This window comes from Pseudooceanicola marinus, assembly GCF_002786295.1.
GTDB classification, from domain to species: Bacteria; Pseudomonadota; Alphaproteobacteria; order Rhodobacterales; family Rhodobacteraceae; genus Pseudooceanicola; species Pseudooceanicola marinus.
In genome coordinates this window covers 412,124-428,003 of record NZ_PGTC01000010.1, presented here as the reverse complement: position 1 = coordinate 428,003, position 15,880 = coordinate 412,124, and the positions used below count along the sequence as shown (strand labels likewise).

Sequence of the window (15,880 nt, the reverse complement as noted above, 5' to 3'; positions counted from 1 at the left end):
ATAGGCTCCTCCGTCGGCCAATTCGATGCGGCGGACCATGGCGGCCGCGCGCGACGAGGGCAAGCGGGCGGGCTGCCGCAGCAGCCTCTTCGGGCCGCGCGCCCCTTCACCCATAATTAACCACCCGAACGCTACACATGATTCTGCAAGCAGGCGGAGTCACGATGGTCGTGGATAATCATCCTTCCACTCACCCCCCACTCCCACCCACCACGGAAGATGAGCGTCTGTCGTGGCTTCGTCTCTTGCGCTCTCGCCGGATCGGACCGGTCACCTTCTACCGGATGCTCACCGAGCATGGCAGCGCCGCGGCGGCCCTGGAGGCCCTGCCGGAGGTGGCGCGCGCGGCGGGCCTGTCCGACTACGCCCCCTGTCCCCTCTCCATCGCCGAACAGGAACTGGCCCGGGGCCAGGCCCTTGGGGCACACCTGGTTGCCCGGGGCGAGGCCGCCTACCCCACCGCCCTGGATGACCTGCCCGACGCGCCCCCCCTGCTGTGGCTGCGCGGCCGGGCCGAGCTGTTGACGCGCCCCGGCGTGGCCGTGGTCGGCGCGCGGCAGGCCTCCTCCCTGGGGCTGCGCATGGCCCGCGCCCTCGCCGCCGACCTGGGCCAGGCGGGACAGGTGGTGATTTCCGGCCTGGCACGCGGCATCGACGCCGCGGCGCATGAGGCCACGGTCGAGACCGGCACCATCGCCGTCTTTCCCGGCGGGCTGGACCAGGTCTATCCATTGGAAAACCGCCGCCTGGCGGACCGCATCGCCGCCGAGGGCCTGTGCCTGACGGAACAGCCCCCTGGGCTGGCGCCGGCGCAACGGCATTTCCCCCTGCGCAATCGCCTGGTCTCCGGCCTGGCCCGCGCCGTGGTGGTGGTGGAGGCGGCAACGAAATCCGGCACGCTGAACACGGCCCGCCACGCCCTCGACCAGGGTCGGGAGGTCCTGGCAGTGCCCGGCCACCCCTTCGAGGCCCGGGCCTCGGGCTGCAACCTGCTGTTGCGCGACGGCGCCGGCCTGGTGCGCGGCGCCCGCGATGTGCTGGAGGTCCTGGGCGACCCCGCCCCGCGGCCCAGGGCCCCGGTGCCTCAGCCGGATGCACGGCCCGACGCCTCGGCAGCCCCCTCCCACAGCCTGCGCGACATCGCGCAGCTGCATGCCCAGATCCTCGACCGGATCGACGCCGCCCCGGTGGAAGAAGAGGTGCTTCTGGCCACGCTCGACGCCCCCGCCCGCCAGGTGGCCCCCGCCCTGACCGACCTGGAACTGGAGGGCCGGATCCGCCGCCAGCCGGGGGGCTTGATCACCCGCGGCGAAAACACGGGCAGTTGATCGCCCTTTGCCGCGGCGCAGCAGGGCCCGGGGCCATGGGCAGGATTGCCTCCATTGACAATCAGCCCTGCCAGCCCACATGTTCCGCCGCCAAGGCGCGTCTTTCGAGTCGAGCCGTCCAGCGAAAGGAACCCGCATGCCCGTCGTCGTTGTCGAATCCCCGGCCAAGGCCAAGACAATCAACAAATATCTGGGATCCGACTACACCGTTCTCGCGTCCTACGGCCATGTGCGCGACCTGCCTCCGAAAGACGGCTCGGTCGATCCCGAGCATGAATTCGACATGAAATGGGAGGTGGCCAGCGACAGCAAGAAGCATGTGAAGGCCATCGCCGACGCCCTGAAGGACGACAACGCCCTGATCCTCGCCACTGACCCCGATCGCGAGGGGGAGGCGATTTCGTGGCACCTGGAAGAGGCCCTGCGCAACCGCAAGGCCCTGAAGAAGGACACGCCGGTCAGCCGCGTGGTGTTCAACGCGATCACCAAGACGGCGGTGACCGAGGCGATGAAGAACCCGCGCCAGGTGGACGAGGATCTGGTGCATGCCTACCTCGCCCGCCGCGCGCTGGATTACCTCGTGGGCTTCAACCTGTCGCCCGTGCTGTGGCGCAAGCTGCCCGGCGCCAAATCCGCCGGCCGGGTGCAATCGGTCTGCCTGCGCCTGATCGTCGAACGCGAGATGGAGATCGAGGCCTTCAAGCCCCGCGAGTACTGGACGGTGAAGGCCATCCTGACCACGCCCCGGGGCCAGGAGTTCGAGGCCCGGCTGACCACGCTGGCCGGCGACAAGCTCGACAAGTTCTCCATCGAGAACGAGACCCAGGCCGAGATGGCCGTGCAGGCGATCAACAGCCGCGATCTGACCGTGACCTCGGTCGAGGCCAAGCCCGCCTCGCGCAACCCCAGCCCGCCCTTCATGACCTCCACCCTGCAGCAGGAGGCGAGCCGCAAGTTCGGCATGGGCGCCCGGGCCACGATGAACACCGCGCAGCGCCTCTATGAGGCCGGGCATATCACCTACATGCGGACCGACGGCATCGACATGGCGCCCGAGGCGGTCAGCGCCTGCCGCGACGCCATCGCCGATCGCTTCGGCAAGGAATACGTGCCGGGCAGCCCGCGGGTCTACAAGAACAAGGCGAAGAACGCCCAGGAAGCGCACGAGTGCATCCGCCCCACCGACATGACCAAGGACGCCGCCGCCCTGGGTCTGTCGGAGGATCAGCGCAAGCTTTACGACCTGATCTGGAAACGCACCCTGGCCTGCCAGATGGAAGGCGCCCGGATGGAACGCACCACGGTCGAGATCGGCAGCCAGGACCGCCAGGTCGGCCTGCGCGCCACCGGCCAGGTCGTGCTGTTCGACGGCTTCCTGCGGGTCTACGAAGAAGGCCGCGACGATGTCGTCGATGACGACGACAAGCGCCTGCCGCAGATCCACGAAGGCGAGAAAACCGCCAAGTCCGAGATCAACCCGGAACAGCATTTCACTCAGCCGCCGCCGCGCTACACCGAGGCAACGCTGGTGAAGCGGATGGAAGAGCTGGGCATCGGCCGCCCCTCCACCTACGCCTCGATCGTGACCACGATCCAGGATCGCGGCTATGTCATCAAGGACAAGAACCGCCTGATCCCCGAGGACAAGGGCCGGCTGGTGATCGCCTTCCTGTCCAACTACTTCAAGAAATACGTGGAATACGACTTCACCGCGGATCTTGAGGAAGAACTGGACGACGTGTCGGCCGGTGACCGCGACTACAAGGACGTGCTGAACCGCTTCTGGCGCGATTTCTCCGCCGCCATCGCCGAGACGTCCGAGCTGCGCATCACAGAGGTGCTGGACAAGATCAACGAGGTGCTGGAGCCGCATCTCTTCCCGCCGACCGAGGATGGCAGCGACCCGCGCCTGTGCCCGAACTGCGGCAAGGGCCGGCTGTCGATGCGCACCGCGCGCTCGGGCGGCGCCTTCATCGGCTGCTCGCAATACCCCGAATGCCGCTATACCCGCCCCTTCGGCCCCCCGAACCCCGAGGCCGAGGCCAGCGCGATCCCGCCCGAGGGCAAGTTCCTGGGCGAGGACAATGGCGACAAGATCTACGTCATGAAGGGCCGCTTCGGTCCCTACTGCCAGCGCGGCGAGGTGACGGAAGACAACAAGAAGCCCCCGCGCCAGTCGGTGCCGAAGGACTGGGCGCCGGAGGATCTGACCCTGGAAGAGGCCGTGCGCCTGCTGGCCCTGCCGCGGCTGATCGGCCCGCACCCCGAGGACGGGGTGAACGTCTGGGCCAACATCGGCCGCTACGGCCCCTACATCAAGCACGCCGAGAGCACCTCTGACCGGGGCGGCACCAATGCCAACCTGGAAGGGCTGGACGAAGTCTGGACCGTGGGCATGAACCGCGCGGTGCAGCTACTGGCGGAGAAGGTTGCCTCCCGCAAGGGCCGTGGCCAGGCCAAGGTGCTGAAGGAGCTGGGCGATCACCCCGAGGCGGGCGCGCCGGTGCAGCTGCTGGAAGGCAAGTACGGCCCCTACGTGAAGTGGGAGAAGATCAATGCCACCCTGCCCGAAGGGGTCGAGCCGGACACGGTGACCCTGGACAAGGCGGTGGAGCTGATCGCCGAACGTGCCGCCAAGACCGGCAAGAAGGTCGCACCGAAGAAGGCCGCCGCGAAGAAAACCACCGCCAAGAAGGCGCCGGCGAAGTCTGCGGCCAAGAAGCCGGCGGCGAAATCGACAGCCGCCAAGAAGCCGGCAGCCAAGAAGGCCCCGGCGAAGAAGGCCGAGCCCAAGGCCTCCGACGCGCAATGATTACTGCCGCCTCCCGGCCCCCTGTGGCCCGGGAGGCGCACTCACGCTCCGTCCCGGAGTTGTGATTGGCCACTCGGCCTCTTGATCCCGATCTTGTGCCACAGACCCTGCAAGCCAGACCGGAGAGATCATGCCCCCTACCCCCCTGTCCGCCAGCCGGCTGTCCCGACGCAAGCTCCTGCTGACCGGCGCAGCTGCCACGCTGGTGCCCGCCACCGCCCGCGCGCAAGATGCCACGGATGGTCCGCCGCCGCTGATTCCCGCGCCGGAACAGGCGCCGGTGCGGCGCAACACCTCCAGCTTCGTGCGGCAGGACTGGCGCGATCACTTCGACACGCTGGGCGTCGCCGCCATCGTCTGCGACACCGCCTCGCGCGCGCTGCACTACTGGTCTGGCGATGAAAGCGATTATCGCATCTACCCCACCTCCGTCCCCGCCTCGGAAGAGCTGACCAAGCGCGGATACACCGAGGTGGTGCGCAAGAAGGTGGGCCCCGACTGGACCCCCACGGCCTCCATGAAGGAGCGCAACCCCGAGCTGCAGTACATGCCCCCCGGCCCCGACAACCCGCTGGGCACCCATGCCATGTACCTCAGCTGGCCCGCCTACCTGATCCACGGCACCCACGACACGCGCAAGATCGGCCGGCAAAGCTCGGACGGCTGCATCGGCCTCTACAACCCCTCCATCGAGGAGCTGTTCGCGGCCACCCCGATCGGCACACAGGTGCGGATCATCTGATCCCGCACTTCGCACGCGCAAGGCTCCATCCCCCGGCTGACCCGTCGCCCCGCAGGGCGGCGGGTCTTACCGTGGAAACCCGTATATGGCGCCTAGCATTTGACTTCGCCTCCCCTCGTGGGCAAGACAGAGGCAACAAGGTCTGAGGAGGAATTCCATGAAGAAAGTGTACGGCTCCGCCGCGGAAGCGCTCGACGGGCTGCTCTTTGACGGCATGCAGATCGCCGCCGGCGGCTTCGGCCTGTGCGGTATTCCCGAACTTCTGCTGGACGCGATCAAGGAGGCAGGTACCAAGGATCTGACCTTCGCCTCCAACAACGCCGGCGTCGACGACTTCGGCATCGGCATCCTGCTGCAAAGCAAGCAGGTGAAGAAGATGATCTCCTCCTACGTGGGCGAGAACGCGGAATTCATGCGCCAGTACCTTTCGGGCGAGCTGGAGCTGGAATTCAACCCCCAAGGCACCCTGGCCGAGCGCATGCGCGCCGGCGGCGCAGGCATCCCCGGCTTCTACACCAAGACCGGCGTCGGCACCCAGATCGCCGAGGGCAAGGAACACAAGGACTTCAAGGGCGAAACCTACATCATGGAGGAAGGCATCTTTGCCGATCTGTCCATCGTGAAGGCCTGGAAGGCGGACACCACCGGCAATGCCATCTTCCGCAAGACCGCCCGCAACTTCAATCCGCCGGCCGCCATGTGCGGCAAGGTCTGCGTGATGGAGGTCGAGGAGATCGTCGAACCCGGCGAGCTGGATCCCGATCACATCCACCTGCCCGGCATCTACGTACACCGCCTGATCCAGGGCGAGCACGAAAAGCGGATCGAGAAGGTCACGACGCGACCCGCTGCCTGAGCGGACACGCACAGGCTCCCGGGTTGCAGAGGCAACCTTGGCCACCACATAGGGCACGGGCGCGGCAGAAGTCGCGCCGGCCCACGAGAGAGACGACACAGACGCTACATGACGATGGACGCCGAAAACCGGGTTGAGATTCAGCCCCTGACCCACATGGAAGCCTTCGAGACGCTTGCCGGATCGAGGATCTCCATGGTGCTGACCGACCCTGCCCTGCCTGACAACCCCATCGTTTACGTGAACCGCGCGTTCGAGCGGGTCACGGGCTACAACGCCGAGATGGCCATCGGTCGCAACTGCCGCTTCCTGCAGGGGGAGGGCACGGACCCGGACGACGTGAAACGTCTGCGCGACGCGATCGCGACCCAGACCGACTGTACCGTCGACCTGGTGAACTACCGCGCCGATGGCGAGGTCTTCACCAACCGGCTGATGCTGGCGCCGATCTTCTTCGAGGACGGCTCCTTGCGGTATTTCCTGGGCATCCAGAAACCCCTGGCCGAGGTCGAGGACGTGCTGTCGCCCAATGCCGTGCGCCATGCCATGCGCGAGGTGCAGCACCGGGTGAAGAACCACCTGTCGATGATCGTCTCGCTGACCCGGATGTACGGGCGCGGCGCCGGTGCCGCGCAGGACCAGTTCCAGCAGTTGTCGCGCCGCATCGAGAGCCTTCAGGTGCTGTACCAGGAGTTGTCGAACCCTGAACGGCGGCGCAACATGGATACCGTGTCTCTCGGCGCCTACTTCTCGCGCCTGGCGGCGGCGACCCAGGCGCTGGACGGTCGCCCCGGCCTGACGGTGAACGTCGACGTGGAAGACGCCGAGGCCGAATCCGAGGCCGCGATCCATATGGGCATGATCGTCTCCGAGATCCTGACCAACGCGCTGCAGCATGCCTTCATCGGGCGGGAGAACGGCCGAGTGGACCTGCGGTTGCAGGCCCTACCGGGCAGCAGCCTGCGGGTGACCGTCGCCGATGATGGGGTCGGCATGCCCGAGGGCGTGACCTGGCCCAAGGACAGCTCCGTCGGCAGCTCGGTCATTTCGGGGCTGATCCGCCAGCTGAACGGGACGCTGGATGTAAAGACAGGTGCCACCGGTACCGTGGTGACGCTGGACCTGTCCGGCGTGACCCTGACCGCATAGACAGGTTCAAAGAGGAGGACAGTGATGCCCTGGGACCGTAACCAGATGGCCGCCCGCGCGGCCGAGGAACTTGAAGACGGCATGTACGTGAACCTCGGCATCGGGATCCCGACGCTGGTGGCGAACTACGTGGGCGACAAGGACATCACGCTTCAGTCCGAAAACGGGATGCTGGGCATGGGCCCCTTCCCCTACGAGGGCGAGGAAGACCCCGACCTGATCAATGCCGGCAAGCAGACCATCACCGAGCTGCCCAAGACGGCCTATTTCGACAGCGCCATGTCGTTCGGGATGATCCGGGGCGGCAAGATCGCCGCGGCTGTCCTTGGCGCCATGGAAGTGGACGAGAAGGGCGACCTGGCCAACTGGATGATCCCCGGCAAGCTGGTGAAGGGCATGGGTGGCGCCATGGACCTGGTGGCCGGCGTCGGCCGCGTCATCGTGGTGATGGACCATCAGAACAAGCATGGTGAAAGCAAGGTGCTGAAGACCTGCACCCTGCCGCTGACCGGCGCGGGCGTGGTCAACCGCATCATCACCAACCTCGGGGTTCTCGACGTGGTCGAGGGCGGTCTGAAGATCGTTGAACTCGCCGATGGCGTCACCGAGCAGGAGATGCGCGACGCGACCGAGGCAACCATCGTCTGAGGGCAGCGCCCCGCAGGAACACCAAGGCCCGGACGATGCGTCCGGGCCTATTTCGTTGCGCCGGGCGCAGTATCGCCGGGGCGGGCCTAGTCCGGCAGGCGGAAGACGCAGCCGTCCGAGATCAGCTCCGGCGGGGTCAGGCACAACCCCCGGGCGACGGCGAAGGCCGCCAGCACCTTGGGAACGTAGTCCCGGGTCTCGGCGAAATCGGGCACGCCGCCATGGTCGGCCAGCTGCGTCTCGCCCGCGTTGTAGCCCGCCAGCACCATGATCGGGTCCCCTGCGAAGCGGTCCATCAGGTCATCCAGGAAGGCGATGCCGCCCGCGATGTTCTGATCGGCATCGAAGGGATCGGACACGCCATAGCGCAGCGCGGTGTCGGGCATCAGCTGCATCAGCCCCTGGGCGCCGGCGCGGCTTTGCGCCCCCGCATCGCCCGACGATTCCACCGCGATCACCGCCAGCACCAGCGCGGGCGACACACGGGTGCCGGCCGAATGCAGCAGGATCGGCGTTGCGTGGGCGCGGGCGATCTCCATCAACGAGCCTAGGCGCGGCGCGGGCACAGCCTGCGCCGCAGGCGCGGTGGCCAATGCGGTCAGCGCCGGTTCCAGCCGCCCCGGCCCACTGGCCTCCATCTCCGGCGACATGGCCTGCCAGAACCAGCCGAACCGCCCCGCACCCGGGGTAGGCCCCGCCCCGGCGGTCGCGCCCCCCATGGACGCCGCCTGAGGCCGTGCAGCGGTCGCAGGTGGCGCCGTGGGAGTGATCTGCACCGTGATCCGCTTCTTCGCGCCGGGCTCCGGCGGGCGCACCGTCCGATGGGTGAAATCCCTGAAGGGGGGCGGCGTCCGGGGGGCGCCAGCCTGATCCTGTGCAGCGCTCTGCCCTGCGGCCCCCAGCAGAACCACGGTCAGCGCCGAAACCAGGAACTGGCCGCGCAGCGCCCGTCCGGGCGCCCGATCAGAGGGACGGCTGCGGCCTGCAAAAGCCGGGAATCGGGCGCCATCCCGCGGATTTTGCGTCCCATTTCTCCCTCCCGCGGCCCCGGAAAACAGGCCTCCAAGAGGAAAACCACCACGGCAGCATCTTTTTAAGATGTTTAATTTCAAAGACATAACCCCATGTCTCGTGGGAGCTTAAACAAACTGCTTTTTCGCTACAAAGGTGCCCAATTCCTGCCCGAATCCAAGGGCTATAACTAACCCGTGCCGCAGAGGTGGTGACCCAAGAGAGAGAGCAACGGGCCACGCCAAACATCGAAGCGGAGCATATGAAACCTAGTGATCCTTTGGAGGGACAAGACCATGATCAACTTCATCAAGAACTTCCGCAAGAACGAATCCGGCGCCGTGACCGTTGACTGGGTCGTGCTGACCGCAGCCGTTGTTGCCCTGGGTGGCGCAGCCTACTCCGCCATCTCTTCCGGTGTCACCGACATGGGCGAAAACGTTTCCACCGCCATGGACGAAGGCACGATCAACGTGGACACCGGCCAATAAGCGTCGCGCCAGTTTCCTGGCATCAGGCCGCGTCCCCGCGACGCGGCCTTTTTCGTAGCCGTTCGCTATAGCGGCGATGTCTTCACAAGAGGGCGATCAAGTGTTCGGGACAAAGATAATCCCCACCACGCGGCATTTCGCGAAAGCGGAAGCCGGAGCCATCACCGTCGATTGGGTGGCCCTTTGCGCAATGGTCATTGCGCTCTGCATGCTGATCTTTGCGGCCATCTCGGATGCCACCGACTTGGCAACGGAATCGGCCGCCACGGCCATGAGCGAAAAGCCTGTCACCCGATAGGCCCTCGCAACTCCCCAGTCGAACCCTGATTTCGTCACATTCTGTCGTCATGACAACAGGGACTATCGTGATCGCCGCCATCGACCTCCCCCCATGTGTGGCGGGACCGGGCCGAGGCGGACCTGTAATGAGGAAGATAACATGCGGATCGTCTTCGGTTTGGTTCTGATCGTGGGCCTCGCCCTGGCTGGGGCTGCGGTCTACATGTTCAAGGATTATCAGGACAGCATGCAGCAGGCGCTGCTGCAGGAGCAGGCCAAGAAGGCCCCTGCCATCGCCACCATGCCCGTCTATGTCGCAACCCGTGCCCTGGCCTACGGCGAGGCCCTGATGCCCGAAGACGTGCGCCAGGTCGAATGGCCCCGCAGCGCCCTGCCCGAAGGGATCTTCAGCCAGGAAGAAGCTCTGTTCCCCGATGAGAACGACGCCCCCCGCTACGTGCGCCGCGCCATGGAGAAGGACGAGGCGATCCTGGCCGTGAAGGTGACCGAACCCGGCACCGAGGCCGGCCTGACGGCGCGCCTGGAGCGCGGGATGCGCGCCTTCGCCATCTCCGTCGACGTGGCGACCGGCGTCTCGGGCTTCCTGCGCCCCGGCGACCGCGTCGACGTCTACTGGACCGGCCGGGCCGATGGCATCCGCGGCGATTTCACCAAGTTGATCGAAAGCGGCGTCGAACTGATCGCCATCGACCAGAGCGCCAACTCGGACTTCGAAGAGAACACTATCGCGCGCACCGTCACCGTGGCCGTGAACCCACAGCAGGTGGCCACGCTGGCACAGGCCCAGTCCACCGGGCGGTTGTCCCTGTCGCTGGTCGGCCTCTACGACGACACAGTGGCCGAGGCGATCGAGGTGGACCAACGCAGCCTGCTTGGCATTCCCGTCGCCGAAGAAGCCGCGCCGATGCAACAGGCGCCGACCCCGCAGGACCGGGTCTGCACGATCCGCAACCGTCGCGGCTCGGAAGTCGTCGAGATCCGGATCCCCTGCACCGACTGACCGCGACCGACTGACAGCCACAGTAAGATCACCGCAACAAGGTTTCAGGGGCGTCCCGCCAGGGCGCCCCGTCCTGTATCCGCCCTGCCGCATAGAGCCGCCACGGGGTCTGAACCCTTGGCGTAGTTGCCCCTTATCCACAGAAACTCCGACGCCGAAATCATTGATTATTGCATAAAAAGGCGTTCTGGCGCAGGATGAGCGAGAGACCGGGCAGAAGATCCGGACCCGAGCAGTGATCCGAGAGGCAGGTCACATGACATTCGATAGCTTTCTGAAAGCCGCCCTGCTGGGCGTCGCGGTGCTGGCATCCCAAGCGCCGGGCTCTGCGTTTGCCGACACCCTGCGCGTGGTCAATCAGAATGCCGATTCGCAGCTCAGCGTGGCCATGAACCGCGCGGTGGTCGTCGAAAGCGACGTGCCCTTTGCCGAACTGTCGATCGCCAACCCCGCCATCGCCGACATCTCCTCGCTGTCCGAACGGTCGATCTACGTGCTGGGCAAGAGCCCGGGCATCACCACTCTGACCCTGCTGGACGCCGCCGGACAGCTGATCACCAACGTCGACGTGATCGTCTCGGCCGACGTGACCGAGTTCAAGGCACGGCTGAAGCAGATCCTGCCGGGCGAACCGATCGAGGTGCGCACCGCGAATGACGGCATCGTGCTGTCGGGCGTCGTCTCCTCCGCGCAGAAGTTGCAGCGGGCGATGGACCTCGCCGAACGCTATGCGCCCGAACGGGTGTCGAACCTGATGTCCGTGGGCGGCACCCAGCAGGTCATGCTGAAAGTCCGCTTCGCGGAGATGCAGCGCTCGGTGACCAAATCCCTGTCCACGTCGCTGGGCCTGTCCGGCTCCGCCTTCGGAGGCGGCCTGGGCCTGGAAGGGGGCTCCACGCGGGGGTCGAACGCCAACGGGCAGACCTCGATGCTGGGGGGCTCCCTGCCCGCCTCCAACACCAACAACGGCGCGCTTCTGCTGGGCTTCGACGTCGGCTCGGTCGAGGTCGGCATGCTACTGGAGGCGCTGGAAAGCAAAGGGGTCGTGCGCACCCTGGCCGAACCCAATCTGACCGCCCTGTCGGGCCAGGAGGCGAAGTTCCTGGCCGGTGGCGAGTACCCGGTGCCCGTCGCGCAGGACAACAACGCTGTCACCGTTGAATTCAAACCCTTCGGGGTCGAGCTGAACTTCATCCCGCGCGTGGTCGATGACGGCGTGATCAACCTCGAACTGGCGGCAGCCGTCTCTGCCATCGACAGCGCCAACGGCTACGAGGTCAACTCCTTCCGCATCGACGCCTTCTCTCGGCGCGAGGCCTCGACCACGGTCGAGATGCGCGACGGCGAGAGCTTTGCCATTGCCGGCCTGCTGCAGGACGACTTCAGCGATAGCAACAGCCAGCTGCCCTGGCTCGGCGACGTGCCCGTGCTGGGCGCGCTGTTCCGCAGCGCCGAATACCAGCGCCAGCAGTCGGAGCTGGTCATCATCATCACCGCGCATCTGGTCTCCCCCACCCGGGGCGAGGCCCTGGCCCTGCCCACCGACCGGGTCCGCCCGCCGTCGGAGAAGGATCTGTTCCTCTTCGGCAACGTGGCCCGGGAACAGGGCTCGCGGCTTTCGGGCGGCGCGGGCGAAGTGGCGCGGCAGGATTTCAGCGGCTCCTACGGCTACGTGATGGAATGACGAGACGCCCATGACAACGCGACGCCTCCCCCCCATCATGACCGCAGCCGGCCTGATCGCCCTCCTGGGCGCCTGCGCCGGCGACGGCTATTCGCCTTTCACCCGTGAGGCCGGCGCGATCGTCGATCGGGGCGATTTCGGCAATGCGACGATGAACAACCAGCTGGTCCAGACCGGCCAGCGGTCCTACGTCGTGAACCTGAACGAACGCTTTGCGGCCGAAGTGCCCTCAACCATCAACTTCGCCTTCAACTCCGCCCGGCTCGACGCCGCCGCAATGGCCGTCCTCAGCCGTCAGGCGGCCTGGATCCGGCAGTTCCCCGAGGTACGCTTCCGGGTCTACGGCCACACCGACCTCGTGGGGTCTGACAGCTACAACCGCCGCCTCGGACTGCGCCGCGCCCAGGCCGCCGTGTCTTACCTGGTGGCCCAGGGTATCAGCCGCGACCGGCTGGAGGCCGTCGCCTCCTTCGGGGAAACGCAGCCTCTGGTCTACACCCAGGCGCCCGAGCGCCAGAACCGCCGCACGGTGACCGAGGTCTCGGGCTTCGTCCAGCGCCATCCCAACATTCTCGACGGCAAGTATGCCGCGGTCGTCTACCGCGGTTACGTCAACGAGAGCGCGGGGGTCCCCTCGACGCTGACAGGCGGTTCGCTCAACGGCGGCTCGGACGCGGGAGAGTAGACCGGCGCCGGACACCCGGGCCGCCGCCCCCGCAACACCTGGGGCCGCCCCGCCCCTGCAGGGGCGGCAAAACGGCGCGAATGCGGTGCAAACCCGCCGGATTTGAAGCAGACGTGCAAACCGCCTGAAGATCCCTTATTTTATGGTCCCAAAGAGTTCGCTACTCTGGCGCCAAATCCGCAACAATTCGGCTTTTTGGCCGTATTGTCGCCCTAGTTGACCCGCAGTTTCGACCCCGGATCGCTGCGGAGGACATGAGTCGTCCCGGGGCTGAGAAGTTCCAAACGTCTGCCCCAAGGCAGGCAGGCCACCGGGCCGCAGTGAAATGAGAGGTAGTAAGTGACCATGAGCGCATCTGCGACATTACAGGCTGATCCCAGCCCTATCGTTGCATGCACGATCCGGCGAGAGCCGGACGGGTTCGAACTGCTTATCGAAGACATGGAAACAGTCATGGGGGACAAGTGGGGCGATCTCGGTTTTGCCGAGGCCCTGATGTTCTTCAACCAGCCCGAGGCCGAGACGCTCGAATTCATCGCCATGGCGATCGATGCCGAGGACGAGGAAAACCTGGTCCTGCTGGGGGAGGTCATCACCCAGGCGCGGGCCCAGGGCATCAAGGTGATCCTGATCGCGGAGGACGTCAGCCCCGCAGCACTGCACCAACTTTTGCGCAAGGGCGCCGATGAGTTCGTCCCCTACCCTCTGCCCGAGAACGAGTTGGCAGCCGCGATCAGCCGCATCCAGCAACCCGACCCGGAGCCCGAAAACGAACACGACGGTCACATCATGACCCGCACCGGCGGCGGCAAGGGCGACCGCAACGGGGCCGTGCTTGTCTGTCACGGGTTGTCCGGCGGCTCCGGCGCCACCACGCTGGCCGTCAACATCGCCTACGAACTGTCCGCCGGCCCCGCCAAGACGGGCAAGAAGCGCGGGCGCAAGAAGAAGGCCACCGACGCGCCGCCGCCCAAGGTCTGCCTGCTGGACCTGGACCTGCAATACGGGTCTGTCGGCACCTACCTGGACCTGCCCCGTCGCGAAGCGGTCTATGAACTGCTGTCGGACACCGAGGCGATGGATGCCGACGTGTTCCGCCAGGCGCTTCTGGGATTCGAGGACCGGATCTCGGTCCTCACCGCACCCACCGAGATGCTGCCGCTGGACCTGATTACCCAGGACGACGTGCAGCGGATCATCGACATGGCCCGGTCGCATTTCGATTTCGTCATCATCGACATGCCCAAGACCATCGTTCAATGGACCGAAACGGTTTTGAACGAAGCTCAGGTCTACTTTGCCCTGATCGAGATGGATATGCGCTCTGCCCAGAACACCCAGCGTCTGAAACGTGCCCTGCAGGCAGAGGAACTGCCGGTGGAGAAACTGCGCTACGTGCTGAACCGGGCGCCGAAATTCACCGACCTGTCCGGCCGCCAGCGGGTGAAGCGGCTGGCCGAGACCCTGGATATCGCCATCGAGCTGCAATTCCCCGACGGGGGCCGCCAGGTCACCCAGGGCGCCGATCACGGCGTGCCCCTCGGCGCGGCGATCCCCAAGAACCCGCTGCGCCGCGAGATCCAGAAGCTGGCCCAATCGCTGCTGGATCTGGATTACGCCGCCGCCGAAGCAGAAGCCTGAGCCCGAGGATAGCCATGTTTTCGCGATACAAGAAAGACAGCGCGACCCCGCGCGGCAAGTCCGGCGCCTCCGGTGCGGGCGCGGCCCGACCGAAGGCCAGCCCGGCACCGGCGCCGAAACCCGCCGCAGCCCCGCCCGCCTCGCCAAAGCCTGCGCCGCACGACGCCTCCAGCGGCGGCAACGGGGTGCGCGTCATGCGCAAGCCGATGGCCCCCTCCAAGCCGGCGGAGGCCGGCGCCGCCGATCGCAACCGCAAGCGCAAGGAACGCCTTTCGGAGATCAAGCTGGACCTGCACCGCTCGCTGCTGGACAACCTGAACCTCTCGGCCCTGGAGGCCGCGCAGGAAAGCGACCTGAAGATGGAGATCAACTCCATCGCCACCGAGGTCCTGCAGGAAAAGGGCATCGTGCTGAACCGCGAAGAGCGGACGCAGCTGAACCAGGAACTCTATGACGAAGTCCGTGGCCTCGGCCCACTGGAAAGCCTGCTGAAAGACGACAGCGTGTCGGACATCCTGGTCAACGGCCCGCACCAGATCTTCGTCGAGCGTGAGGGCAAGCTGACGCTGTCGGATGTCACCTTCAAGGATGAAAAGCACCTCTTCCGGATCATCGACAAGATCGTCTCGGCCGTCGGCCGGCGGGTCGATGAATCGAACCCCTATGTCGACGCCCGTCTGCGCGACGGCTCCCGTTTCAACGCCATGGTGCCGCCCATTGCGGTCGACGGCTCGCTTGTCTCCATTCGTAAGTTCAAGAAGGACAAGCTGGGCATCGACGACCTGGTGCGCTTCGGCGCCTTCTCCGAGGAAATGGCCGCATACCTTCAGGCCGCCGTCGCCTGCCGGCTGAACGTCATCGTCTCGGGCGGGACGGGGTCGGGCAAGACGACCACGCTGAACGCCCTGTCCAGCTTCATCGACAACTCCGAGCGTATCCTGACGATCGAGGATACGGCGGAACTCCAGCTCCAGCAGACCCACGTGGGCCGCATGGAAAGCCGCCCGCCCAACGTCGAGGGCAAGGGCGCCGTCACCCCGCGCGACTGCCTGAAGAACGCCCTGCGGATGCGCCCCGACCGCATCATCGTCGGCGAGACTCGCGGCGAGGAGGTGATCGACATGCTGCAGGCCATGAACACCGGCCACGACGGGTCGATGACCACGATCCACGCTAACTCCGCACGCGACGGCATCTCGCGTCTGGAAAACATGATCGCCATGGCCGGCATCGATATGCCGCTGAAAGCTATGCGCGCCCAGATCGCCAGCGCCGTCCATCTGATCGTGCAGGCCTCGCGCCTGCAGGACGGCTCCCGCCGGATGACCTCGATCACCGAGATCACCGGGATGGAGGGCGAGGTGATCTCCATGCAGGAGATCTTCCGCTACCAGCGCACCGGCCTGACCCCCGAGAACAAGATCCTCGGCCATTTCACCGCCACCGGCGTGCGCAGCCACTTTTCCGAACGGTTCAAGATGTGGGGCTATGATCTGCCGCCCCAGGTCTTCGAACCGGCAAGGGAGTAACTCC

General features: G+C 66.2%; 14 protein-coding genes. 13 read left to right on the top strand and 1 reads right to left on the bottom strand.

Annotation, left to right across the window (positions count from 1 at the left end):
- Positions 1-164 precede the first annotated feature (164 nt).
- From dprA to CVM50_RS06225, 6 genes are all read left to right on the top strand, one after another.
- The gene (gene dprA, locus CVM50_RS06250) at positions 165-1,328 is read left to right on the top strand and encodes a DNA-processing protein DprA (protein WP_085887479.1); all 1,164 of its coding nucleotides are present in this window, start codon (positions 165-167) and stop codon (positions 1,326-1,328) included.
- Positions 1,329-1,464: 136 nt separating this feature from the next.
- Positions 1,465-4,140, top strand: coding sequence for a type I DNA topoisomerase (topA, locus tag CVM50_RS06245; protein ID WP_085887480.1), 2,676 nt, complete (start codon positions 1,465-1,467; stop codon positions 4,138-4,140).
- A gap of 130 nt (positions 4,141-4,270) precedes the next feature.
- Complete coding sequence (locus CVM50_RS06240; RefSeq protein WP_085887481.1) at positions 4,271-4,882, top strand: L,D-transpeptidase; 612 nt, start codon at positions 4,271-4,273, stop codon at positions 4,880-4,882.
- Between the two features lie 157 nt (positions 4,883-5,039).
- Positions 5,040-5,738: a CoA transferase subunit A gene (locus tag CVM50_RS06235; RefSeq protein ID WP_085887482.1), complete on the top strand. Its 699-nt coding sequence runs from the start codon at positions 5,040-5,042 to the stop codon at positions 5,736-5,738.
- A 108-nt stretch (positions 5,739-5,846) separates the two neighbouring features.
- Positions 5,847-6,887, top strand: a complete 1,041-nt coding sequence (locus CVM50_RS06230; protein WP_085887483.1) for a PAS domain-containing protein — start codon at positions 5,847-5,849, stop codon at positions 6,885-6,887.
- A gap of 24 nt (positions 6,888-6,911) precedes the next feature.
- A complete protein-coding gene (locus CVM50_RS06225; protein WP_085887484.1) occupies positions 6,912-7,535 on the top strand; it encodes a 3-oxoacid CoA-transferase subunit B in 624 nt (207 codons plus the stop codon).
- An 86-nt stretch (positions 7,536-7,621) separates the two neighbouring features.
- Here CVM50_RS06225 and CVM50_RS06220 read toward each other — a convergent pair whose 3' ends face one another.
- Positions 7,622-8,254 (bottom strand): lytic transglycosylase domain-containing protein, encoded by a 633-nt coding sequence (locus CVM50_RS06220; RefSeq protein WP_306372308.1) that lies wholly within the window; start codon positions 8,252-8,254, stop codon positions 7,622-7,624.
- A gap of 588 nt (positions 8,255-8,842) precedes the next feature.
- Here CVM50_RS06220 and CVM50_RS06215 point away from each other — a divergent pair.
- From CVM50_RS06215 to CVM50_RS06185, 7 genes are all read left to right on the top strand, one after another.
- The gene (locus CVM50_RS06215; RefSeq protein WP_085887486.1) at positions 8,843-9,037 is read left to right on the top strand and encodes a hypothetical protein; all 195 of its coding nucleotides are present in this window, start codon (positions 8,843-8,845) and stop codon (positions 9,035-9,037) included.
- A gap of 100 nt (positions 9,038-9,137) precedes the next feature.
- A complete protein-coding gene (locus CVM50_RS06210) occupies positions 9,138-9,335 on the top strand; it encodes a hypothetical protein (RefSeq protein ID WP_085887487.1) in 198 nt (65 codons plus the stop codon).
- Positions 9,336-9,476: 141 nt separating this feature from the next.
- On the top strand, positions 9,477-10,337 hold the full coding sequence (gene cpaB / locus CVM50_RS06205) for a Flp pilus assembly protein CpaB (protein WP_085887488.1): 861 nt from the start codon (positions 9,477-9,479) through the stop codon (positions 10,335-10,337).
- A gap of 256 nt (positions 10,338-10,593) precedes the next feature.
- Entirely contained in the window at positions 10,594-12,021 is a 1,428-nt protein-coding gene (locus CVM50_RS06200; protein ID WP_085887489.1) for a type II and III secretion system protein family protein, read from the top strand.
- Positions 12,022-12,031: 10 nt separating this feature from the next.
- The gene (locus tag CVM50_RS06195; RefSeq protein ID WP_085887490.1) at positions 12,032-12,706 is read left to right on the top strand and encodes an OmpA family protein; all 675 of its coding nucleotides are present in this window, start codon (positions 12,032-12,034) and stop codon (positions 12,704-12,706) included.
- A gap of 345 nt (positions 12,707-13,051) precedes the next feature.
- Complete coding sequence (locus CVM50_RS06190) at positions 13,052-14,347, top strand: AAA family ATPase (RefSeq protein WP_085887491.1); 1,296 nt, start codon at positions 13,052-13,054, stop codon at positions 14,345-14,347.
- Between the two features lie 14 nt (positions 14,348-14,361).
- A complete protein-coding gene (locus CVM50_RS06185) occupies positions 14,362-15,876 on the top strand; it encodes a CpaF family protein (RefSeq protein WP_085887492.1) in 1,515 nt (504 codons plus the stop codon).
- Positions 15,877-15,880 lie beyond the last annotated feature (4 nt).

Coding starts and splice junctions, on each gene's coding strand:
- CVM50_RS06220 (WP_306372308.1), bottom strand. CDS start 8,254: ATGGGGGGCGCGACCGCCGGGGCGGGGCCTACCCCGGGTGCGGGGCGG.
- CVM50_RS06240 (WP_085887481.1), top strand. CDS start 4,271: ATGCCCCCTACCCCCCTGTCCGCCAGCCGGCTGTCCCGACGCAAGCTC.
- CVM50_RS06235 (WP_085887482.1), top strand. CDS start 5,040: ATGAAGAAAGTGTACGGCTCCGCCGCGGAAGCGCTCGACGGGCTGCTC.
- CVM50_RS06215 (WP_085887486.1), top strand. CDS start 8,843: ATGATCAACTTCATCAAGAACTTCCGCAAGAACGAATCCGGCGCCGTG.
- CVM50_RS06195 (WP_085887490.1), top strand. CDS start 12,032: ATGACAACGCGACGCCTCCCCCCCATCATGACCGCAGCCGGCCTGATC.
- CVM50_RS06185 (WP_085887492.1), top strand. CDS start 14,362: ATGTTTTCGCGATACAAGAAAGACAGCGCGACCCCGCGCGGCAAGTCC.
- CVM50_RS06225 (WP_085887484.1), top strand. CDS start 6,912: ATGCCCTGGGACCGTAACCAGATGGCCGCCCGCGCGGCCGAGGAACTT.
- CVM50_RS06190 (WP_085887491.1), top strand. CDS start 13,052: ATGAGCGCATCTGCGACATTACAGGCTGATCCCAGCCCTATCGTTGCA.
- dprA (WP_085887479.1), top strand. CDS start 165: ATGGTCGTGGATAATCATCCTTCCACTCACCCCCCACTCCCACCCACC.
- topA (WP_085887480.1), top strand. CDS start 1,465: ATGCCCGTCGTCGTTGTCGAATCCCCGGCCAAGGCCAAGACAATCAAC.
- CVM50_RS06200 (WP_085887489.1), top strand. CDS start 10,594: ATGACATTCGATAGCTTTCTGAAAGCCGCCCTGCTGGGCGTCGCGGTG.
- cpaB (WP_085887488.1), top strand. CDS start 9,477: ATGCGGATCGTCTTCGGTTTGGTTCTGATCGTGGGCCTCGCCCTGGCT.
- CVM50_RS06230 (WP_085887483.1), top strand. CDS start 5,847: ATGACGATGGACGCCGAAAACCGGGTTGAGATTCAGCCCCTGACCCAC.